This is a genomic window from Streptomyces sp. NPDC026538 (assembly GCF_055567535.1).
Map to the genome: position 1 here is coordinate 73,334 of NZ_JBVHQG010000005.1, position 21,417 is coordinate 94,750.

14 protein-coding genes are annotated in these 21,417 nt (G+C 72.6%); 11 read left to right on the plus strand and 3 right to left on the minus strand.

Going from position 1 to position 21,417, the window contains the following annotated elements:
• Positions 1–75 precede the first annotated feature (75 nt).
• The 4 genes from ACZ4N4_RS20805 (at position 76) to ACZ4N4_RS20820 (ending at position 4,436) form a co-directional block, all read left to right on the plus strand.
• Positions 76–687, plus strand: coding sequence for a response regulator transcription factor (locus ACZ4N4_RS20805; RefSeq protein ID WP_003948568.1), 612 nt, complete (start codon positions 76–78; stop codon positions 685–687).
• 276 nt (positions 688–963) lie between these two features.
• Positions 964–1,551, plus strand: a complete 588-nt coding sequence (locus ACZ4N4_RS20810) for a sigma-70 family RNA polymerase sigma factor (RefSeq protein WP_351693558.1) — start codon at positions 964–966, stop codon at positions 1,549–1,551.
• 152 nt (positions 1,552–1,703) lie between these two features.
• Positions 1,704–3,206 carry an IMP dehydrogenase gene (gene guaB / locus ACZ4N4_RS20815; protein WP_453569113.1) on the plus strand — a complete coding sequence of 501 codons (1,503 nt, stop codon included), beginning with the start codon at positions 1,704–1,706 and terminating at the stop codon, positions 3,204–3,206.
• A 105-nt stretch (positions 3,207–3,311) separates the two neighbouring features.
• On the plus strand, positions 3,312–4,436 hold the full coding sequence (locus tag ACZ4N4_RS20820; RefSeq protein WP_360487563.1) for a GuaB3 family IMP dehydrogenase-related protein: 1,125 nt from the start codon (positions 3,312–3,314) through the stop codon (positions 4,434–4,436).
• Between the two features lie 70 nt (positions 4,437–4,506).
• On the opposite strand, the gene ACZ4N4_RS20825 is transcribed toward ACZ4N4_RS20820, so the two are convergent.
• Both ACZ4N4_RS20825 and ACZ4N4_RS20830 read right to left on the minus strand, forming a co-directional pair.
• Positions 4,507–5,067 carry a hypothetical protein gene (locus tag ACZ4N4_RS20825; protein WP_467590772.1) on the minus strand — a complete coding sequence of 187 codons (561 nt, stop codon included), beginning with the start codon at positions 5,065–5,067 and terminating at the stop codon, positions 4,507–4,509.
• A gap of 141 nt (positions 5,068–5,208) precedes the next feature.
• A complete protein-coding gene (locus ACZ4N4_RS20830; RefSeq protein ID WP_467590775.1) occupies positions 5,209–6,417 on the minus strand; it encodes a nucleotide sugar dehydrogenase in 1,209 nt (402 codons plus the stop codon).
• Between the two features lie 290 nt (positions 6,418–6,707).
• On the opposite strand from ACZ4N4_RS20830, the gene ACZ4N4_RS20835 reads away from it, so the two are divergent.
• A complete protein-coding gene (locus ACZ4N4_RS20835; RefSeq protein ID WP_467590777.1) occupies positions 6,708–8,414 on the plus strand; it encodes a glycerol-3-phosphate dehydrogenase/oxidase in 1,707 nt (568 codons plus the stop codon).
• A 199-nt stretch (positions 8,415–8,613) separates the two neighbouring features.
• Here ACZ4N4_RS20835 and ACZ4N4_RS20840 read toward each other — a convergent pair whose 3' ends face one another.
• Entirely contained in the window at positions 8,614–9,657 is a 1,044-nt protein-coding gene (locus tag ACZ4N4_RS20840; RefSeq protein WP_467590780.1) for a serine hydrolase domain-containing protein, read from the minus strand.
• 170 nt (positions 9,658–9,827) lie between these two features.
• Between ACZ4N4_RS20840 and ACZ4N4_RS20845 the strand changes: the two genes are divergently transcribed.
• From ACZ4N4_RS20845 to ACZ4N4_RS20870, 6 genes are all read left to right on the plus strand, one after another.
• Entirely contained in the window at positions 9,828–11,900 is a 2,073-nt protein-coding gene (locus ACZ4N4_RS20845; protein WP_467591796.1) for a serine/threonine-protein kinase, read from the plus strand.
• Positions 11,901–12,036: 136 nt separating this feature from the next.
• Entirely contained in the window at positions 12,037–14,799 is a 2,763-nt protein-coding gene (locus tag ACZ4N4_RS20850) for a protein kinase (protein ID WP_467590783.1), read from the plus strand.
• Between the two features lie 178 nt (positions 14,800–14,977).
• Entirely contained in the window at positions 14,978–16,726 is a 1,749-nt protein-coding gene (locus ACZ4N4_RS20855) for a serine/threonine-protein kinase (protein ID WP_467590786.1), read from the plus strand.
• Positions 16,727–16,814: 88 nt separating this feature from the next.
• Positions 16,815–18,419: a serine/threonine-protein kinase gene (locus ACZ4N4_RS20860; RefSeq protein WP_467590789.1), complete on the plus strand. Its 1,605-nt coding sequence runs from the start codon at positions 16,815–16,817 to the stop codon at positions 18,417–18,419.
• A 264-nt stretch (positions 18,420–18,683) separates the two neighbouring features.
• On the plus strand, positions 18,684–19,613 hold the full coding sequence (locus tag ACZ4N4_RS20865; protein ID WP_467590791.1) for a serine/threonine-protein kinase: 930 nt from the start codon (positions 18,684–18,686) through the stop codon (positions 19,611–19,613).
• A 136-nt stretch (positions 19,614–19,749) separates the two neighbouring features.
• On the plus strand, positions 19,750–21,375 hold the full coding sequence (locus ACZ4N4_RS20870; protein ID WP_453569098.1) for a succinic semialdehyde dehydrogenase: 1,626 nt from the start codon (positions 19,750–19,752) through the stop codon (positions 21,373–21,375).
• The last annotated feature ends 42 nt before the right edge of the window (positions 21,376–21,417 follow it).

Genomic DNA, 21,417 nt, shown 5'->3' on the forward strand with positions numbered 1-21,417 from the left:
GGTCGACCGCACAGGTGACGATTCCGTACCAGCCTGGAGGCTCAAGGTGACGCGCATCAGCTGCGGAGGGCGGTCATGACATCCGTCCTCGTCTGCGACGACTCCCCGCTTGCCCGAGAGGCGCTGCGCCGCGCGGTGGCGACCGTGCCCGGCGTCGAGCGCGTGACCACGGCGGCCAACGGCGAGGAAGTCCTCCGCCGCTGGGGCGCCGACCGCTCCGACCTGATCCTGATGGATGTGCGCATGCCCGGACTGGGCGGCGTCGAGACCGTGCGCCGGCTGCTCTCGGCCGACCCCGGCGCGCGCATCATCATGCTCACGGTCGCCGAGGACCTGGACGGGGTGGCCCTGGCCGTCGCCGCCGGCGCCCGCGGCTACCTGCACAAGGACGCCTCGCGTGCGGAGCTGCGCGCGACCGTCACCCAGGCGCTCGCGGACCCCACCTGGCGGCTGGCGCCCCGCCGGCTCCGCTCGGCCGAGATGGGCGCCGCGCCCACCCTCACCGCGCGCGAGATCCAGGTCCTGGAAGGCATGAGCCACGGTCGCTCCAACGCCGAGATCGGCCGGGAGCTGTTCCTCTCCGAGGACACCGTGAAGACCCATGCCCGGCGCCTGTTCAAGAAGCTCGGCGCCTCCGACCGCGCCCACGCGGTGGCCCTCGGCTTCCGCTGGGGACTGGTCCGTTAGCAGGGCGTGAGCTGCGCCGCAGCGGGATCGCGGACCGACCGGACGCCCCCGCCTACCCCACGGTGGGCGGGGTCCGCAAGGCGGAGCGCCGGACGCCTGCTGCTCGTTTCGGCGCCGATGCCGCATCCTTGAGGTGTGGAGTCTCTCGGGGACGAGTCGTTCGAGCGGAAGGGGAGGGCGCAAGGGATGAGCTCTGGCGCACCTGCTCATAACGCTTCGGTGCACAACGACGGACGCGGTGCCACACCGCCGACGGCAGCAGGGCACGATGGACCGATGCGCGACGACGAGGCGGTCACCGCCATAGGGACGATCGGCGCTCTCGTCCACCGCGCCGTCGACGGGGACGAGCAGGCCACGCACGACCTGCTCGCCCATGTCCACCCGCTCGCGTTGCGCTACTGCCGTACGCGCCTGTCCCGCCTTCCGGGCGACGCCCGGCACTTCGTGGAGGACCTGGCCCAGGAGGTCTGCGTGGCGGTCCTCCTCGCGCTGCCCCGCTACCGCGACACCGGCCGCCCCTTCGAGGCCTTCGTCTTCGCCATCGCCTCCCACAAGGTCGCCGACCTGCAGCGGGCCGCGATGCGCCATCCGGGCTCCACGGCCGTCCCCTCCGACGAGATGCCGGAACGCCCCGACGACTCCCTCGGCCCCGAGGAGCGGGCGCTGCTCAGCAGCGACGCCGAATGGGCCAAGAAACTCCTGGCCAACCTCCCCGAGAACCAGCGCGAACTCCTTCTCCTGCGGATCGCGGTGGGCCTCACCGCCGAGGAGACGGGCCAGATGTTGGGAATGTCACCGGGCGCCGTCCGGGTCGCCCAGCACCGGGCCCTGAGCCGGCTGCGCGCACTGGCGGAGCAGTAGCCGCGCGGTTCGCCGCCCCCGATGAACAGGTGTGCGCTCATTTCCGTACGAACATACGAAGCCTCAAGCTGAGTCGTACCGTGGAATTTGGGGCCTGTGCTTCCCGTTAGCATGGACATCCGCACCGTTCAAGGCCATTTGGGGAAGGTGTCATGACTGCCAACGTCGACGGAGTGCCCGGAAAATTCGCGACACTCGGGCTTACCTACGACGACGTGCTGCTGCTGCCGGGCGCATCCGAGGTGCTCCCGAACGCGGTCGACACCTCGTCCCGCATCTCCCGCAACGTCCGGGTCAACATCCCGCTCCTGTCCGCGGCGATGGACAAGGTGACCGAGTCCCGCATGGCGATCGCCATGGCCCGCCTCGGCGGCGTCGGCGTGCTGCACCGCAACCTGTCGGTCGAGGACCAGGTCAACCAGGTCGACCTGGTCAAGCGGTCCGAGTCCGGCATGGTCACCGACCCCATCACGGTGCGCCCGGAGGCGACCCTCGCCGAGGCCGACGCCCTGTGCGCCAAGTTCCGGATCAGCGGCGTGCCCGTCACCGACCCGGCCGGCAAGCTGCTCGGCATCGTCACCAACCGCGACATGGCCTTCGAGAGCGACCGCTCGCGCCGCGTGCACGAGGTCATGACCCCGATGCCGCTGGTCACCGGCAAGGTCGGCATCTCCGGCACCGAGGCCATCGAGCTGCTGCGCAAGCACAAGATCGAGAAGCTGCCGCTGGTCGACGACGAGGGCGTCCTCAAGGGCTTGATCACGGTCAAGGACTTCGTCAAGGCCGAGAAGTACCCGAACGCCGCCAAGGACGCCGAGGGCCGCCTGCTCGTCGGCGCCGCCGTCGGGGCCAGCCCCGAGGCCCTGGAGCGGGCCCAGGCGCTCGCCGAGGCCGGCGCGGACTTCCTGGTCGTCGACACCTCGCACGGCCACAACAGCAACGCCCTCAGCTGGATGGCGAAGATCAAGTCGAGCGTGGACGTCGACGTGATCGGCGGCAACGTCGCCACCCGCGACGGCGCCCAGGCGCTCATCGACGCCGGTGTCGACGGCATCAAGGTGGGTGTGGGCCCCGGCTCCATCTGCACCACGCGTGTGGTCGCCGGCATCGGCGTCCCGCAGGTCACCGCCATCTACGAGGCGTCCCTCGCGGCCCGCCCGGCCGGTATCCCGCTGATCGGCGACGGCGGTCTGCAGTACTCCGGTGACATCGGCAAGGCGCTCGCCGCCGGCGCCGACACCGTGATGCTCGGCAGCCTGCTGGCCGGCTGCGAGGAGTCGCCCGGCGAGCTCCTCTTCATCAACGGCAAGCAGTTCAAGTCGTACCGCGGCATGGGATCGCTCGGTGCGATGCAGTCCCGCGGCCAGGGCCGGTCGTACTCGAAGGACCGGTACTTCCAGGCCGAGGTGGCCTCCGACGACAAGCTCGTGCCCGAGGGCGTCGAGGGACAGGTGCCCTACCGCGGCCCGCTCTCCAACGTGCTGCACCAGCTCGTCGGCGGACTGCGCCAGACCATGGGTTACGTAGGCGCCGCCACCATCGAGGAGATGGAGTCCAAGGGCAAGTTCGTCCGCATCACCTCCGCGGGCCTCAAGGAGAGCCACCCGCACGACATCCAGATGACGGTCGAGGCGCCGAACTACAGCCGCAAGTAGTCACCACGGCCTTTCCAGGGCGGTCCCGGACACACCGGGGCCGCCCTTGCCGTACCCGTCGGCGATACTGGAAGACGCTGAAACGAAGAGGGAAAGGCCACAGACGTGACTGAGATCGAGATCGGGCGCGGCAAGCGCGGCCGCCGGGCGTACGCCTTCGACGACATCGCCGTCGTCCCCAGCCGCCGTACGCGGGACCCGAAGGAGGTCTCGATCACCTGGCAGATCGACGCCTACCGCTTCGAGCTGCCGTTCCTGGCCGCCCCCATGGACTCGGTCGTCTCCCCGGCCACCGCCATCCGCATCGGTGAGCTCGGCGGCCTCGGCGTGCTCAACCTCGAAGGGCTCTGGACCCGGCACGAGGACCCGCAGCCGCTGCTCGACGAGATCACCGGGCTGCCCGCCGAGCAGGCCACCCGCAGGCTCCAGGAGATCTACGCGGCCCCCATCAAGGAGGAGCTGATCGGCGCGCGCATCAAGGAGGTGCGCGACTCCGGCGTGGTCACGGCGGCCGCGCTCTCCCCGCAGCGCACCGCCCAGTTCTCCAAGGCGGTCGTGGACGCGGGCGTGGACATCTTCGTCATCCGCGGTACGACGGTGTCGGCGGAGCACGTCTCGTCCTCGCACGAGCCGCTCAACCTGAAGCAGTTCATCTACGAGCTCGACGTCCCGGTGATCGTCGGCGGCTGCGCCACCTACACGGCGGCGCTGCACCTGATGCGCACGGGCGCCGCGGGCGTCCTCGTCGGCTTCGGCGGCGGCGCCGCCCACACCACGCGCAACGTGCTCGGCATCCAGGTCCCGATGGCCACCGCGGTCGCGGACGTGGCGGCGGCCCGCCGTGACTACATGGACGAGTCCGGCGGCCGGTACGTCCACGTGATCGCCGACGGCGGTGTCGGCTGGTCCGGCGACATCCCCAAGGCGATCGCCTGCGGTGCGGACGCGGTGATGATGGGCTCCCCGCTCGCCCGTGGGACGGACGCGCCCGGCAAGGGCCACCACTGGGGCATGGAGGCGGTCAACGAGGAACTGCCGCGCGGCAAGAAGGTCGACCTCGGCACGGTCGGCACCATCGAGGAGATCCTCACCGGCCCGTCCCACACCCCGGACGGCTCGATGAACCTCTTCGGCGCGCTGCGGCGGGCGATGGCCACGACCGGCTACAGCGAGCTGAAGGAGTTCCAGCGCGTCGAGGTGACGGTGGCGGACAGCCAGCACAAGCGGTAGGACCCGCAGGACGGGCGAAGGGCCGGACACCCGGTTGGGGTGACCGGCCCTTTCGCATGCCGCGAACCCGTCAGGCGGCGGCCTTCCTGGTGCCCGAGAACGCCGCCCACCCGGCGATCGCGAAGAAGAGGAAGGTCAGCGGGTCGGCCTCTTCCTTCCAGGCGGCCTGGACGACGCCGAAGTGCTGGAAGAACACCTCGGAGAAGCTCAGGTCGAGCTGGTCGGCGCCGATCATCGCCTCGCCGACCAGCTGGCCGAGGTAGACGGAGCCGAGCGCGAGGAGGGTGCTGACGACGGCGAGCAGCGGGTTGCGGCCGCCGAGCCTGCCGGCCGCGAGGCCTATGACGAAGCCGACGCCGACGGCCGCCCAGCCGATCTCGTGCTTGGTGAGGCCGATGACCATGCCGTAGAGAGCGGCGGCGGCCACGGCCGCGACGACGGCACCGATCACGCCGAGGGCGACATTGCCCCGGGGCGGCGCGGGCGGCGCCGCAGGCGGGGGTACGGCGCCGGGCTGGGCGGCGTACGGCGCGGGCGCCTGCTGCTGGGCGAACGGGTTGCCGTCGGCCGGCTGCGACGGGAGCTGCGGCGCCGACTGGGGCTGCGGCGGTGGTGGAGCTGACTGGCTCATGACAGAAAATCCCCCCTGGTGGATCACCGCGCAAACAGCGAGGTGAAAAGACGTGCGCACGCCTGTGCGGCGAGTGAGGGGAGACTAACAGGAGCCTGGCACAACGCTCCTGGCGATTTCTCCGCAGCCGCGGAGCGGGGCTCAGAGCCGGTGCGCCGCCCCCGTCGGTGTCGCCCCGCGGGTGTCGAGCAGCAGCTGCGCCTTCACCGACAGGCCCTGCAGGTCGTACGTCCGGTGCTGCTGGACCAGGATCGTCAGATCGGCGTCGGCGGCCGCCTCGTAGAGGGAGTCCGCGCGGGGCACCGGGCGGTCCAGGACGTTCCAGGACGCGATGTGCGGGTCGTGGTAGCTCACCGAGGCCCCCAGTTCCATCAGCCGGATCGCGATCTCGCGGGCGGGCGTGGCCTGCTGGTCGGCGAGGTCGGCCTTGTAGGTGACGCCGAGCAGCAGCACGCGCGCGCCGCGGGCCGACTTGCCGTGCTCGTTCAGCAGAGCGGCGGCGCGCTGGACGACGTATCCCGGCATCCTGTTGTTGACCTGCTGGGCCAGCTCCACCATGCGCAGGCCGCGGCCGGCGGCGCCGGACAGGTCCTGGGCGACCCCGTGTCCGCCGATGCCGGGGCCGGGACGGAAGGCCTGGAAGCCGAACGGCTTGGTCTCCGCGCAGCGGATGACGTCCCACAGGTCGACGCCCAGGTCATGGCAGAGGACGGCCATCTCGTTGACGAGGGCGATGTTGACGTGCCGGAAGTTGGTCTCCAGGAGCTGCACGGTCTCGGCTTCGCGCGGTCCACGCGCGCGTACCACCTTGTCGGTGAGCCGGCCGTAGAACGCGGCCGCCGACTCCGTGCACGCCGGCGTGAGGCCGCCGATGACCTTGGGGGTGACGGCCGGGGTGAAGTCGCGGCTGCCGGGATCCACCCGGCTGGGCGAGTAGGCGAGATGGAAGTCCCGCCCCGCGCGCAGGCCCGAGTCCTTCTCCAGCAGGGGCCGCAGGAAGTCCTCCGTCGTCCCCGGGTGGACCGGCGACTCCAGGATCACCGTGGTGTGCGGGCGCAGCCGCTCGGCCAGGGTGCGGGCCGCGGCCTCCACCCGGCTCAGGTCGAGCCCGCCGTCGGCGCCGCGCGGGGTCGGCGCGCAGATCACGGCCGTCCGTACCCGCCCCAGTTCGGCCGGGTCCTTGGCCACCCGGAAGCCCCTCGAGAGCATCCGGCGCAGCTCGGCGGGGCTGAGCGAGCCCGCCTCGGGACCGGTGGCGTACCCGATCGTCGGGATGCCGGCGGCCACGGCGGCCTGGGCGAGGGGCAGGCCGAAGGGACCGAGTCCCATGACGGCGAGGTCTGCGGGCATGGCGTGGGCCGTCCTTCCCAGTAACCGAAGCGGGACAGGTGCGCAAGCCCTGTGGACAGGATGAGCGAAGCGCAATGTCAGACTAGGAGTAAATATGAACGTTATGTGGGATTGTGTACGTGTGTCTTCCGGGGGTTCGGTGAGCGTTGTCCACAGGCTGGGGGCGCGTGGTGGCTGAAGTCGGCCAACGCGGTCAGACTTTGGGCATGGGCCCCGCCTGCCGGGTGTGGCCGATGCGACCGACGACCGACGACGAGCCATGACCCATGGCGGCAGAGCGGGAGGCAGCGGTGAGGACAGCGACACTGGGGCCCAGGCAGCGGGCGGAGTCCTTGGCGGCCATGGCCGAGCGCGAGCTGGACGTGCTGGTCGTGGGCGGCGGAGTGGTCGGCACGGGGACCGCGCTGGACGCGGCCACCCGGGGCCTGAACACCGGCATCGTCGAGGCCCGTGACTGGGCGTCCGGCACCTCCAGCAGGTCCAGCAAGCTGATCCACGGCGGCCTGCGCTATCTGGAGATGCTCGACTTCGCCCTGGTCCGCGAAGCCCTCAAGGAGCGCGGCCTGCTCCTGGAGCGGCTCGCCCCGCACCTGGTCAAGCCGGTGCCGTTCCTCTACCCGCTCCAGCACCAGGGCTGGGAGCGCCTGTACGCGGGCTCGGGCGTCGCGCTCTACGACGCGATGTCGATGGCCAGCGGGCACGGCCGGGGCCTGCCCGTCCACCGTCACCTGACCCGCCGTCACGCCCTGCGGATCGCGCCCGCCCTGCGCAAGGACGCCCTGGTCGGCGCCATCCAGTACTACGACGCCCAGATGGACGACGCCCGCTATGTGGCGACCCTGGTGCGCACGGCGGTGTCCTACGGCGCGAAGGCGGCCAACCGTGCGCGCGTGACCGGGTTTCTGCGCGAGGGCGAGCGGGTCGTCGGGGCCCGGGTGCAGGACGTGGAGGGTGGCGGGGAGTACGAGATCCACGCCCAGCAGGTCGTCAACGCGACCGGTGTGTGGACCGACGACACCCAGGCGATGGTCGGCGAGCGCGGCCAGTTCCACGTCCGTGCCTCCAAGGGCATCCACCTGGTCGTCCCCAAGGACCGCATCCACTCCACGACCGGCCTGATCCTGCGCACCGAGAAGTCGGTCCTGTTCGTCATCCCCTGGGGCCGGCACTGGATCGTCGGCACGACCGACACCGACTGGGACCTCGACAAGGCCCACCCGGCCGCCTCCAGCGCCGACATCGACTACCTGCTGAACCACGTCAACTCGGTGCTCGCGGTGCCGCTCTCGCGCGACGACGTCCAGGGCGTGTACGCGGGGCTGCGCCCGCTGCTGGCCGGCGAGTCCGACGCCACCAGCAAGCTGTCGCGCGAGCACACGGTCGCGCATCCGGTGCCGGGGCTCGTGGTCGTCGCGGGCGGCAAGTACACGACGTACCGGGTGATGGCCAAGGACGCCGTCGACGAGGCGGTGCACGGGCTCGACATGCGGGTCGCGGAGTGCGTCACCGAGGACGTCCCGCTGATCGGCGCGGAGGGCTACCGGGCGATGTGGAACGCACGGGCCCGGATCGCCGCCCGCACCGGCATCCACGTCGTGAGGGTCGAGCACCTCCTCAACCGGTACGGCTCGTTGGCGGAGGAGGTCCTCGACCTCATCGCCGCCGACCCCGCCCTGGGCGAGCCGCTCTCGGCCGCCGACGACTATCTGCGCGCCGAGGTCGTCTACGCCGCCTCCCACGAGGGCGCCTGCCATCTCGACGACGTCCTCACCCGCCGCACCCGCATCTCCATCGAGACCTTCGACCGGGGCACGCGCAGCGCCCGCGAGGCCGCCGAACTGATGGCGCCGGTCCTCGGCTGGGACAAGGACCAGATCGAGCGGGAGGTCGAGCACTACGAGAAGCGAGTGGAGGCGGAACGGGAGTCCCAACTCCAGCCGGACGACCAGACGGCGGACGCGGCCCGCCTGGGAGCCCCGGACATCGTGCCGCGGTAGGCCGCCCTCCGCGGTCCGGCGGGCCTGCCGTGCGGCGGGCCCGCCGTCCGGTGGGCCAGGCGGGTTCGGCACCGCCGGAGACCGCTGTCGGAGCCGAGCAGCGCTGCGGCGCGACGAAAAGACCTGCCCCTGCCCGACCGTCCGACCGCACCCGATCGAGCGACCCGGGGTCGGGATCTTTTCCCGAACCCCGGCCGTTCTACCTACTGCGAGGGCAGAACTCGGCCGTGAGCAGGGCGGGTTCGAGGGTCGGGTCCGCAACCGCCGTCGTGTTCACGCGGAACGTGAGGACATGCCGGCCGCCGACCGAGGCGGCACTGCGCACATAGCTGCCGGCGATCCGGCCGTTGTGCCCCCACACCGTGATCCCGCACGACAGCTTCACCGGAAAGATCCCCAGGCCGTACGCCCCATGTGCGGCACGGGTGCTGAGCATCTCGCGCAGCCAGTGCGAGGGCAGCAGCTCGCCGCCCAGCAGCGCCGCGTAGAAGCGGTCCAGGTCGTCGAGCGTGGTCACCAGCTCACCCGCGGCGCCGGCCACGCGCGGGTCGAGCTCGGTGATGTCGGATCCGTCGGCCGCGTAGGCACGGCCGTGCGGCGCGGGCAGCGAGGCTCGGGCACCCGGGAAGGACGTGCCCGTCAGACGGAGGGGAGTGATGATGCGGCGCCGTGCCTCGGTGGCGTACGAGTGACCGGTGACCCGGCGGACGACCATGCCGAGGACGACGTAGTCGGTGCTGGAGTACGAATAACGGCCGAGGCCGGTCGAGGGGAGGGCGAGCGAGACGCGTACGGCCTGAAGCGAGGTCAGGGGGACGGCCCCTCGGGTGACCTTGGTGAAGTCGGCGAGCCCGCTGGTGTGGCTGAGCAGGGCGCGCAGGGTGATCCGCCGCCCGGCGGTGTCCCGTCCGCGCAGCAGCCCCGGCAGATGACGCTCCACGGGATCGGACAGGGACAGCCGGTGCTCCGCGGCCAGTTGCAGGACGACGGTGGCGATGAAGGTCTTGGTGATGCTGCCGGCGCGGAAGTGGTCGGTACGGGCGATCCCCAGCCCTGCGTCCGCGTAGCGGACGTCGTCGCCGTCGTGGGCCAGGAGTGCCGCGGCGGGTGCCCGGCCTTTGGTGACGAACTGTGACAGGAGCGGGTCCGTGGCCTCCGACGAGGACGCCGAACCGGTCGCCGCGGGTGCCAGCAGCAGGGCAAGAGAGGCCGGTATGGCCACCAGTGTCCGAAGCGTGGGCATCCGGATTCCTCCCTTGTCGCGGCCCATCATTCCGGTTCGCGTGACGCCCTCGTCACCGGGGGTTCCGGTCGGCCGGCCCCGATGCGCGGTCAGGGGCACCCTGGGCGTTGGGCACTTGTCGGGTGAGGGACAATGAAGGCTCTGTCAGGGCGGGTTGCATGAGGGGACGCATGTCGGAGGCGGAGCGGGCGGGTACTTCTCGTCAGGAGACTCGTCAGGACAACAGTGAGCGTCTTCTCGCCGGGCGGTACCGGCTGGGGCGAGTGCTTGGCCGCGGCGGCATGGGCACGGTGTGGCGCGCCGAGGACGAGACCCTCGGTCGGACGGTGGCCGTCAAGGAGCTGCGGTTCCCGTCGAACATCGACGAGGAGGAGAAGCGGCGCCTGATCACGCGCACCCTGCGCGAGGCCAAGGCGATCGCCCGGATCCGCAACAACAGCGCGGTGACGGTCTTCGACGTGGTCGAGGAGGACGACCGGCCCTGGATCGTGATGGAGCTGGTCGAGGGCAAGTCGCTGGCCGAGGTCATCCGGGAGGACGGCCTGCTCAAGCCCCGGCGCGCGGCCGAGGTCGGGCTCGCGATCCTGGACGTGCTGCGGTCGGCGCACCGCGAGGGCATCCTGCACCGGGACGTGAAACCGTCCAACGTGCTGATCGCCGAGGGCGACGGCCGGGTCGTGCTCACCGACTTCGGTATCGCCCAGGTCGAGGGCGACCCGTCGATCACCTCCACCGGCATGCTCGTCGGCGCCCCCTCCTACATCTCCCCGGAGCGGGCCCGCGGTCACAAGCCCGGCCCGGCGGCCGACCTGTGGTCGCTCGGCGGTCTGCTGTACGCGGCGGTCGAGGGCGCCCCGCCGTACGACAAGGGGTCGGCGATCGCCACGCTGACCGCGGTGATGACCGAACAGCTGGAGGAGCCCAAGAACGCGGGGCCGCTCAGGGACGTCATCTACGGTCTGCTCACCAAGGACCCGGCCCAGCGGCTGGACGACGCCGGCGCGCGGGCGATGCTCAACGCGGTGATCAACGCGCCCGAGGAACCGCCCGTCGATGCCACCCGGGTCGTGCCGCTGCCCCCGCAGCCGGACGCGCCGCAGGAGGAGAAGGGCACCACGCCCCGGCGGGGCGAGGAGGCCGGGGAGAAGCTGCGCGGGGCGCTGCGGTCCGTGCGGAAGGCCGCGGGAGCGGCGAGTGCCGCGTCCGCGACCCGGTCGAAGAGTGCCGCTGCCGAGGCGGGCGCCGCCAAGGCCGGCCCGGTCGTAACCGGCTCGGGCTCGGTTTCCGGCTCGACGGAGGCCGCACGTCCCGCTGCCGGTCCCCTCGCCGGTGCCGCTGCCGGCGGGGCCGGCAAGGGCAGCGGATCGACGGGGGCCAAGTCCGCCGCCGGCAGGGCGAGTTCCGGGTGGCCCGTGGTGCCGCCGCCGGATCTGGACCTGGCGCCCCGGACCGTGCCCCGGGCCCCGCTCACGGACGTGGTGCCGAAGCGGACCCTGGTGATCATCGCCGTGGTGGTGGTGCTCGCGGTGCTCGGTACCGTGCTCGCCCTCACGCTGGGCGGCGGCGACGGGGACGACAAGGGGAGTGGCAAGAGCGGCGGTTCCAAGGCGGTGGCCACCTCGGGCGCGAGCGCGAGCGCGAGTTCCGGATCGGGATCCGGAGGCGGGTCCTCCACCAAGGAGGACACGAGCGGCGGTAAGCAGACGGACGGCGACTCCCCGGCGGCCACGACCTCCGGGAACTCCGGGGACACCGACGCATCGGACGACGACGGTTCCTCGGCGTCGAACTCCGGTGGCGGTGACGGTGACAGCGCCTCGGCGGTCCGGACGTACAACGGCCAGGGGTACTCGATCGGGCTGCCCAAGGGCTGGAAGTTCCAGACCGGCAGCTCCGCAGGGGACCGGTTCACCGGGCCTGACGGGCAGAAGCTGCTGATCGGCCAGACGAGCACGCCCAAGGACGACCCGGTGGCGGACTGGAAGAACCAGGAGCGTTACATGGTGCGTTCCCAGTACCGGAAGATCCGAATAGCGGCGGTGAGCTACCGCGGCTGGAACACGGCTGACTGGGAGTTCACTTACGTGGACGGCGGTACCGAGTACCGGACCATCGACCGCGGGTTCGTCGTCAGTCCGCACCAGGGGTACGCGCTGATGTACACCGCGAAGGCCGCCGACTGGAGCAGTGAGCTGCGCGAGGACACCTGGAAGACGCTGACGGCGAGCTTCGAGCCGAAGTGACAAATTCGCATCCCCTCAATGCGAATTGCCTCCGGCACGTATCGTGAGTGGTTGCGGACCGTACGCATCCAGGTAGGTATGCAGAACGGGCCGCGAAACGAGCGGATTTGACCACCGGGCGGCCGGGGGAGGCAACGTGGACGACTACGCGGGTCGGGTGCTCGCCGACCGCTACCGCCTGCCCCTGCCCCCCTCCGACGAGTACGAACACACCGAGACCCGGGCCTTCGACACCTACAGCGGGCAGGAAGTGTACGTCCGGCAGGTGCCGTTGCCGGAGGTCGTCGAGGCGGAGGTGCTCGACGCGGAGGGGCTGCCCGACGGTTTCACGGCCCGTGACCGTGGCGCGCGTCGGCCACCGGCCGCCCGCACCGCGACACGCCGGCCGAGCGATCCCGCGGTGCGCCGCGCCGTGGAGGCCGCGCAGGCCGCCGCCCGGATCCCCGACCATCCCCGGCTCGACCAGGTCTTCGACGTGTTCGCCGAGGGCGGTTCGCTCTGGATCGTCAGCGAGTTCGTGGCCGCGCGGACGTTGGCGACCATGCTCGCCGAGCGGCCGCTGACGCCGTACCGGGCGGCCGAGGTCGCCTCGGACGTGCTGATGGCGCTCCGGGTGCTGCACGCGCACGGCTGGGTGCACCGCAACATCACCGCCCGCACGGTCCTCGTCTGCGACGACGGCCGCGTGATGCTGACCGGCCTCGCGGTCGGGGCGGCGGAAGAGGCGCTCTGTGGGTACGACCCGGTGCCGGTGCCGGACGGAGAGGGCGGCGCGGAGGCCGACGGCCGTCGGCGTGTCGGGGAGGCGGAAGGTTCCGCCACAGCAGGCGGTCCGGCCGGTCCCGGAGGCTCGGGGGCCCTCGCTGTCGGGGGCATCGGAAGCATCGGTGGTGCGTCGGGTGGTACGACCGGCGCGCGGACGGCGCCCGGTGCGGCGGAAGTGGATCCCGAGGCCGCCCGGCGCGCCGCCATCCAGGCCCGGGCCGCCGGCGGGTTGCCGGGGGCCGGGCCCGACGAGGGCTCGGGTGGTACCGGTTCGGGTGCGGTGGAGCGGCGGGCGTTGGAGACCGGTGGGGACATCCGGGCCGCGCGGGCCGGGGCGATCGCCGCGTACCGGGCGGGGGCCAGGGCCGCGGCCCGGGTCCAGGAGGCCCAGCAGAACGGCCGGGCCGCGCTCCCCGGCGCCCGGCCACCGGCCGACGGCGACACCACACCCCCCACCCCGCAGTCGCCGTATGGCCCGGGGCAGGCCAATGGCGCGGCGCAGTCGCCGTACGGGCCGGGGCAGGCCAATGGTGCCGCGCAGTCGCCGTATGCCAACGGCGCGGCCCAGTCGCCGTATGGCCCGGGGCAGGCCAACGGCGCGGCCCAACAGCCGTCGTACGCCGATGGGCAGGCGCAGTTGGAGGCGCCCGGCGGTGGGCAGCGGGCCGTCGGCAGTGTGCCGCCCGGACAGATCGCCGACCCTTACGGGGTGAGCGGTGCGCCCTCCCCCTGGCACGGGGCCGTGCCCCGCCCCGGCACGCCTCCCGCGGAGCGCACCGCCCTGCCGGCCGTCGGCCCCGGTACCGACCTCCCGCGGCCGATCGTGCCCGCGCAGGCCCCCCGTTGGGGCGAGCCGGGTGCCGTCGTGACCGGGCGGCGCGGGCCCGCCACCGCGCTGGCCGCCGAGCGGGCCCGGCAGGTGCGGATGACCGTGGTCGGTCCGGTGACCGAGCGCTGGGCGCCGGAACAGGCCGGGCCCGTGCACGAGAACTGGCAGCTGGCGGCACCCATCGGCCCGGCCACCGACCTGTGGGCGCTGGGCGCGCTGCTGTTCCGGGCCGTGCAGGGGCATGCGCCGTATCCGGAGGAGTCGACGGCCGAGCTGGTGCAGCTGGTGTGCTCGGAGCCGCCCGCCTTCGCGGAGGAGTGCGGGTCGCTGAGGCCGGTCGTGGAGTCGCTGCTGCGTCAGGACCCCACCGAGCGGCTGGACTTCGAGGAGCTGCGCGGCTGGCTGCGTTCGCTGGTGCGGTCCGCGCCCGAGCCGGACGCCGGCGCGCATGTCGTCACCGCCCCGCCCGCCGCCGACCCGGCTCGGCTGCCGATCGTCCGCCGGCGCGGGCAGCTGGTGCGCTGGCGCCGGGCCGGGCTTCCGGCGACCAGTCCGCACGGCCGGCACAAGCGCGCCCGGCAGGAGGCCAAGTCCCCGCGCAGACTGGGCCGTACGCTGCTTCTGCTGGTGCTGCTCCTGCTGGCCGCCGTGGTCGCGTACGCCATGCTCTTCCTGCCCAAGAAGGACAGCGCGGACAACGGCGGGGCGACCAACGGTGACCGCACGGGCGCGGCCGGCGAGGCCGGTCCCGCACCGAGTCCGAGCCCGACCCCCACACCGACTCCGTCGCAGACGGCGGCCCCGTCCACCGAGACGCAGACCACCGCGGGTTCGACGGGCGGCGCCACGGCCGCCGACGGCTTCACCCTGCGCAACGACCCGGACGGCTTCCAGGTCGCCGTCGCCAAGGGCTGGAGCCGTTCGCCGCGCAACGGCAGCGACCAGGTGATCTACTCGCACGGGAAGTTCGAGCTGATCGTCGTGGCCGGCCGGGACAGCGCGGCGACCTACGGCGACGATCCGATGGCGTACCAGCGGGACAAGGAGCGGGAGTTGCAGCCGTACCGGGACTCCAGCTGGGCCACCGCGGGCGGGTTGCGGACCATCACGGTGGGCCAGAAGGTGTCCGCCGAGGGGCAGTTCACCTGGACGGACAGTCAGCAGGGCGACCTGTTCGTACGGAACGTGGTCTTCCTGATCAACGGTCGGTACCACATCGTCCAGGTCCGCGGCCCGGAGTCGGAACGGGACGAGGTCACCCGGCTGTACGCCCAGGCGTCGTCGACGTACAAGTACACGGGCTGAGCTTCAACGCCGCTGCGAGCTGAATCGTTCCCGTTCCGTTGGGCGGATTCTGTTCACTTTCCGTGCCGAAAGCGAAAACCGTCACAGTGCTGTCTCCGTGGGACCCCACCGGTTCCATGACCGCAGGCCGGTCCTTAGTCTGGCCCTGACAAGACCATTGCGGGGCAACGTGAATCAGATGCAGGGCCTGCTCATCGCGGGCCGCTACCGGCTGGCCGACATCATCGGCAGCGGCGGCATGGGCCGGGTGTGGCGCGCCCACGACGAAGTGCTGCACCGGGCGGTCGCCATCAAGGAGTTGACGGCCGCGCTCTACGTCTCCGAGGGCGACCAGGCCGTCCTGCTGGCCCGCACCCGGGCGGAGGCCCGGGCCGCGGCGCGCATCAACCACTCCGCCGTCGTCACCGTCCACGACGTCCTCGAACACGACGGCCGTCCGTGGATCGTCATGGAGCTGGTCGAGGGCCACTCGCTGGCCGACGAGGTCAAGGAGCGCGGGCGCGTCGAGCCGCGGGAGGCCGCGCGGATCGGGCTGTGGGTGCTGCGCGCGCTGCGCGCCGCGCACAGCGCCGGCGTGCTGCACCGGGACGTCAAACCGGGCAACGTCCTGATCGGCCGGGACGGCCGGGTCCTCCTCACCGACTTCGGCATCGCGCAGATCGAGGGCGACACCACGATCACCCGTACCGGGGAAGTCGTCGGATCCGTCGACTACCTCGCGCCGGAGCGCGTGCGCGGGCACGACCCCGGGGCGTCCTCCGACCTGTGGGCGCTGGGCGCGACGCTGTACACCGCGGTGGAGGGGCGCTCGCCGTTCCGCCGCACCTCGCCGCTGACCACCATGCAGGCCGTCGTCGAGGACGAGGCCGCCGAGCTGAGCCACGCGGGCCCGCTGGAGCCGGTCATCACCGCGCTGCTGCGCAAGGAACCCGCTCAGCGGCCCGGCCCCGAGGAGACCGAGCAGATGCTCGCCGAGGCTGCGGAGGGCCGGCGGCCGAGCGGGGCGCAGGCGTACGTACCGACGCGGTCGCAGGTCACCGGGGGGCCACGGCCGGAAGCCGGGACACCGCACGAGGGCTCGTTCGACAGCTCGCGGGACTCGGCGTCGTACGGCAGCCCGTACAGCGGCTCACCGGGTGGTTCCTACGGCGGCTCGCAGGGCGGTTCCTACGGCGGCTCGTACCGGGGGCGGAGTCCCTCGGGCGGCTCCACCATGGACGCGGCGACGACCATCGGGCCGCCGTCCGGCTCCGGGGCCGTCCAGCCCCGGCGGCGCCGGCTGCGTACGCTCGCGCTCGTCGTCGCCATGGCCGCGCTGCTCGGCGGTGGCGCGGCGGTGGCCCTGCAGAAGTGGGACTTCGGGCAGCAGGGCGGCGCCGGCAGTGTGGCCGTGCCCGCCACGTCCGGTTCCTCCTCCGGCGGCGCGAGCTCGGCGCCGGACGGCGCGATCCCCACCGACTGGCGGTCCGTGGAGGACCCGTTGGGCTTCAAGCTCTCCCTGCCCAAGGGCTGGAAGCGGAGTGTCTACGGGATCGACGGCGACCTCAAGCAGATCGACTACACGCCCGACCACGGCCGCCACTTCCTCCGCATCGCCATCGACAGCTCGCCCGACTTCTCCGACGCCCTCGCGCACCAGCTGGACCTGGAGCAGCAGTTGCAGCGGCTGGTCGCCTACCACCGCGTGACCATGGAAAAGAACCTGTACCGGGACCGGGACGGGTCGGTGTGGGAGTACACCTGGACCGCGCTGAAGAAGGACGGGGCGAACGCCGCCGGGCCGCGGCGCGCGATCGAGGAGACGTACTACTCGCGGGACGGCGTCGAGTACGCGATCTACATGTCGTCGCCGGCGAAGGACTGGGCGACGGCGAGCAAACAGTTCAAGTGGGTGCTGCAGAGCTGGGATCCGGGGACGTCCGGCTGACGCCGCGCGCTCCCGTGCGCCGCTCCGGGCGCGTTTGTTGGCCGGTCACCGTCCGGAACGCGGGCGTCCGGTGCGGCATCATGGGGCCATGGGGACCGACGGGGAAGCCGTCCGTCTGATCGCGGGGCGTTATCGCCTGGAAACGCGGCTCGGGCGGGGCGGGATGGGTGTCGTATGGCGCGCGACCGATCAGTTACTCGGCCGACAGGTCGCCGTGAAGGAACTCACCGTCGACGACTCCCTCCCGGACGACGACGCCCGGCTGCGCCGCGACCGCACCCTGCGGGAGGCGCAGGCCGTCGCGCAGCTGCACCACCCGCACATCATCGTCGTGCACGACGTGGTGGAGGAGGGTGAACGGCCCTACATCGTCATGGAGTTGATCGACGGCGGCTCGCTCGCCGACCGGATCTCACGGAGCGGTCCGGTGGACGTCGGGGAGGCCGCGCGGATCGGGATCGCCCTGCTGAGCGCGTTGCGGACGGCGCACACGGCCGGGGTGCTGCACCGGGACATCAAGCCGGCGAACGTGCTCGTCGAGTCGTCCACCGGGCGTGTCGTCCTCACCGACTTCGGGATCGCCCAGGTCGCGGGCGCCACCACGCTCACCGAGACCGGGTCCTTCGTCGGGTCGCCCGAGTACACCTCGCCCGAGCGGATGTCCGGCTCCCGCTCCGGTCCCGCCTCCGACCTGTGGTCGCTGGGGGCGCTGCTGTGTACGGCGCTCAGCGGCGAGTCGCCGTTCCGGCGCGACTCGCTCGGCGGCATCCTGCACGCCGTGGTCTCCGACGAGATCCGGCCACCCGCCCAGGCGGAGCCGCTGCTGCCGGTCGTACGGGGGCTGCTGGAGCGGGATCCGGAACGGCGGCTGGGCGCGGCGGAGGCCGAGCGGATGCTGCGCGGGTTCCTGGAGACGGGGGCCGTCGCGGTCGCGGGCACGGCGGAGAGCGCCGGTGTCTCCGCGTACACGCCGACCCAGCGGGACGTGCCCAGGCCACCGGCCCCGGCCCCGGCGCCGGGCGGGGCACCCCGGTACTCGCCCCGCGGGGTGCTGGTCGCCGCGCTGCTGGTCGCGGCGATGGCCGGGGCCGGCGTGTCGGCGGCCGCGCTGCTGTTCGACGGCGGCGGAGGCGGCGGCACCCCGGCTCCCGGCCCCACGGCGACCGTCTCCACGTCGCACCCGGCGCCCACCACCCCGACTCCGTCCCCGTCGCCCTCTTCGCCGTCGCCGCCTGCCACCGACTCCCGCACCGCGCCCTCCGGTTACCGTCTCGCGCGGGATCCGGGCGGCTTCTCCCTCGCCGTACCGGAGGACTTCACCCGCGATCCGCAGGGTCAGCGCGTCTTCTACCTGTCGCCGGGGCAGGCCTTCCGGCTCGGCGTCAAGATCTCCGAGCCGCAGACCGGTGGACCGGGGACGGCGATGCGGCGGGCGGCGGCCGAAGGGCCGAGCACGAACCCCGGCTATCACGACGGCCGGGTCACCGACACCACCCACTCCGGACACCCCGCCGCCTTCTGGGAGTTCACCTGGAAAGGCTTCAGCGCGACGGAGGGCCCCCGGCACACCTACGACCTGTGCTGGGAGGAGGGTGGCCGGATGTACGACGTGTGGGTGTCGGCGCCGGTCGGCAAGGTACGGGAGGCGCGGGAGTACTTCGACGTCGCGGTGGACACGTTCGTGGCGGGCTGAGGCCGCGGGGTGCCTCGGCGGCCGTCCCGCACGGTTCGGGGCGAGTGCCAAAGGCGAGGCGGGGGACGGGAGTCGTGGCCGTCCCCCTCTCGGCCAGGTGTCGACCCGCGGGACGGCCACGGGTCCCTCCCGGGTCCTTCCCGCGTCCCTTCCATGCCCCTTCCGGGCCTCTTCCGGGCCCTTCCACAGGAAGGGGCCCGTGCTCCGCGGTCCGCTGACCGTGCCGCTTCGACAAGGGCATGGTGCGCAAGGTACTCATGTGGCATGAGTGAAGACGGCGAACAGCCGGTCGGGGAACGTCTGATCGGCGGGCGCTATCGGCTCGCCGAGCGCATCGGCTCCGGGCCGAGCGGCACCGTGTGGCGCGCCCGCGACGAGCAGGACGGGCGGCAGGTCGCCGTCAAGGAGCCGCGCCTGACCGGCGAGCGGGACGACGAGGAGTGGCAGCGCGCCGCACACCGCCTGCTGCACGAGGCCCGGGCCGCCGCCCGCGTTGACGATCCGGCCGCCGTCGCCATCCTCGACGTACTCCAGGAGGGCGAACTTCCCTGGGTCGTGATGGAGTTGGTGGAGGGCCCGTCTCTCCAGGAAGCGCTCGCCGCGCACGGCCCCCTGGCGGCCGCCGAGGCCGCCCGGATCGGGCTCGCGGTGCTCGGCGCCCTGCACGCCGCCCACTGCGTCGGCATCGTGCACCGTGACCTCAAGCCGTCCAACGTCCTCCTGGAGGCCGGGGGCGAGCGGGTCGTCCTGACCGACTTCGGCATCGGCGCGGGGCAGCAGGGGCAGCAGGGGCACACCTCCGCCGGCGGCTCCGGCGGCTCCGGCGGCTCCGGCGGCTCCGACGGTTTCGTCGCGCCCGAGTGTGCCGCGGGGCGGGGCGCCGGTCCCGCCTCCGACCTGTGGTCCCTGGGCGCGCTGCTGCGGGCGGCCACCGAGCGGGACGCAGGTCCCCTCAGCCCGCTTCTGGAGAGACTCCTCGCCGCCGACCCGGAGGCCCGGCCGACCGCCCCGGAGGCCGCCGAGATCCTCGCCGAGGCCGCGGGGACGGCCCTGCCGAAGTGGGTCACGGAACCACCGGCACCGGCGCCGTCGCCACCTCCGGCCACACCGCCCGCCACGGCCCCCGAACCCCGCCGCCTCACCCCCTTCGCCGCCCTCGGCCTCCTTCTCACCAAAAAACCGGAACGCGGCTGACCGGCGCTGATCGTCCCCGTCCGACACCCTGATCAGCACATTCCCCGCCAGTGATCACTGGCGCTGTGTGTGCACTCGGTGAATCCGGGTTACCCACGGGTACCCAAAGGCCCCGCGCCCGAATACCCTGCGGCTCATGACGGACTCGCAGGCCCCGGCCCAGGCACCGGCCACCACCGGCACGAACCCGCTCGCCCCCGCCCCCGCAGGGGCCCGAACCGCCGCCGACGTGGTCACGCCCGAGCTGGTCGCCCAGCTCACCAAGGGCGTCGTCGGATCCGGTCGTACGGCCAACCACACGCCCTTCACCGGCGAGAAACTGGCCGACCTTCCCGAGTCCACCCCCGAGGACGTGGCGAAGGCCTTCGACGCGGCCCGCGCCGCGCAGGCCGTGTGGGCGAAGGTGCCGGTCCGGCAGCGCGCGGCCGTCCTGCTCCGCTTCCACGACCTGGTGCTGGCCCGCCAGGCGGAGGTCCTCGACCTCATCCAGCTGGAGACCGGCAAAGCCCGCCTGCACGCGCACGAGGAGGTGCAGGCCGTCGCCGTCGCCGCCCGCCACTACGGCCGCAAGGCCCCCTCCTACCTGAGGCCGAAGCGGCACGCGGGCGCCATGCCCACCCTCACCAAGGTCACCGAACTGCGCCACCCGCGGGGCGTGGTGGGCCAGATCGCCCCCTGGAACTACCCCCTGGAACTCTCCGTCGGCGACGCGCTGCCCGCCTTCGTCGCGGGCAACGCGGTCGTCATGAAGCCGGACACCGAGACCTGCCTGACCGCCCTGTGGGCCCGCGACATCCTCATCGAGGCCGGGCTGCCCGCCGACGTCTTCCAGGTCGTCCTCGGCGAGGGCCCGGTCGTCGGTCCCGAGGTCGTCAGGCACGCCGACTACGTCTCCTTCACCGGCTCCACCCGCACCGGCCGCGAGGTCGCCCAGGGTGCCGCCGCCCGGCTGGTCGGTGTCTCCCTCGAACTCGGTGGCAAGAACGCCATGCTGGTCCTCGAGGACGCCGACATCGAGAAGGCGGCCGCCGGCGCGGTCCGCGCCTGCTTCTCCTCGGCGGGCCAGCTCTGCATCTCCATCGAGCGGCTGTACGTCCACGAGTCGGTCGCCGACGCCTTCGTCGAGCGGTTCGCCGCCCGCACCAGGGCCATGCGCCTCGGCAGGTCCCTCGCGTACGGCGCGGACATGGGATCCCTGGTCGGGGAGCGCCAGCTGGAGACGGTCACCCGGCACGTGGAGGAGGCCGTCGAGAAGGGCGCGACCCTCGTCGCCGGCGGCACCGCCCGCCCCGACATCGGCCCCTACTTCTACGAGCCGACCATTCTCGACGGCGTCGAGGACGCGATGGCCGTCTGCACGGAGGAGACCTTCGGCCCGGTCGTCTCGATCTACCGCTTCAAGACGGAGGACGAGGCCGTCGAGCACGCCAACGCGACGCCGTACGGCCTGAACTCATCGGTCTGGACGAAGAACGGCGGCCACGGCCGCGAGGTCGCCGCCCGCCTGCGCACCGGCACGGTCAACGTCAACGAGGGCTATGCCCCCGCCTACGGCAGCGTCCAGTCCCCGATGGGCGGCATGAAGGACTCGGGCCTGGGCCGCCGGCACGGCTCGGAGGGCATCCTCAAGTACACGGAGGCGCAGACCGTGGCGCAGCAGCGGCTTCTTCCCATGGCCCCCTCACTGGGCATGGACGACGAGAAGTACGCCGCCTTCATGAGCACGAGCCTTCGGGTGATGAAGGCACTGAGGCTGCGATAGGCGACCCGTCTTTTGGGGGCGGGGCGCGGGGAACTGCGCGAG

Bases quoted from the DNA above. Each gene is read 5' to 3' on its own strand.
- ACZ4N4_RS20805 (WP_003948568.1), top strand. From the start codon at position 76: ATGACATCCGTCCTCGTCTGCGACGACTCCCCGCTTGCCCGAGAGGCG.
- ACZ4N4_RS20810 (WP_351693558.1), top strand. From the start codon at position 964: ATGCGCGACGACGAGGCGGTCACCGCCATAGGGACGATCGGCGCTCTC.
- guaB (WP_453569113.1), top strand. From the start codon at position 1,704: ATGACTGCCAACGTCGACGGAGTGCCCGGAAAATTCGCGACACTCGGG.
- ACZ4N4_RS20825 (WP_467590772.1), bottom strand. From the start codon at position 5,067: ATGAGCCAGTCAGCTCCACCACCGCCGCAGCCCCAGTCGGCGCCGCAG.
- ACZ4N4_RS20830 (WP_467590775.1), bottom strand. From the start codon at position 6,417: ATGCCCGCAGACCTCGCCGTCATGGGACTCGGTCCCTTCGGCCTGCCC.
- ACZ4N4_RS20840 (WP_467590780.1), bottom strand. From the start codon at position 9,657: ATGCCCACGCTTCGGACACTGGTGGCCATACCGGCCTCTCTTGCCCTG.
- ACZ4N4_RS20845 (WP_467591796.1), top strand. From the start codon at position 9,828: ATGTCGGAGGCGGAGCGGGCGGGTACTTCTCGTCAGGAGACTCGTCAG.
- ACZ4N4_RS20855 (WP_467590786.1), top strand. From the start codon at position 14,978: ATGCAGGGCCTGCTCATCGCGGGCCGCTACCGGCTGGCCGACATCATC.
- ACZ4N4_RS20860 (WP_467590789.1), top strand. From the start codon at position 16,815: ATGGGGACCGACGGGGAAGCCGTCCGTCTGATCGCGGGGCGTTATCGC.
- ACZ4N4_RS20865 (WP_467590791.1), top strand. From the start codon at position 18,684: ATGAGTGAAGACGGCGAACAGCCGGTCGGGGAACGTCTGATCGGCGGG.
- ACZ4N4_RS20870 (WP_453569098.1), top strand. From the start codon at position 19,750: ATGACGGACTCGCAGGCCCCGGCCCAGGCACCGGCCACCACCGGCACG.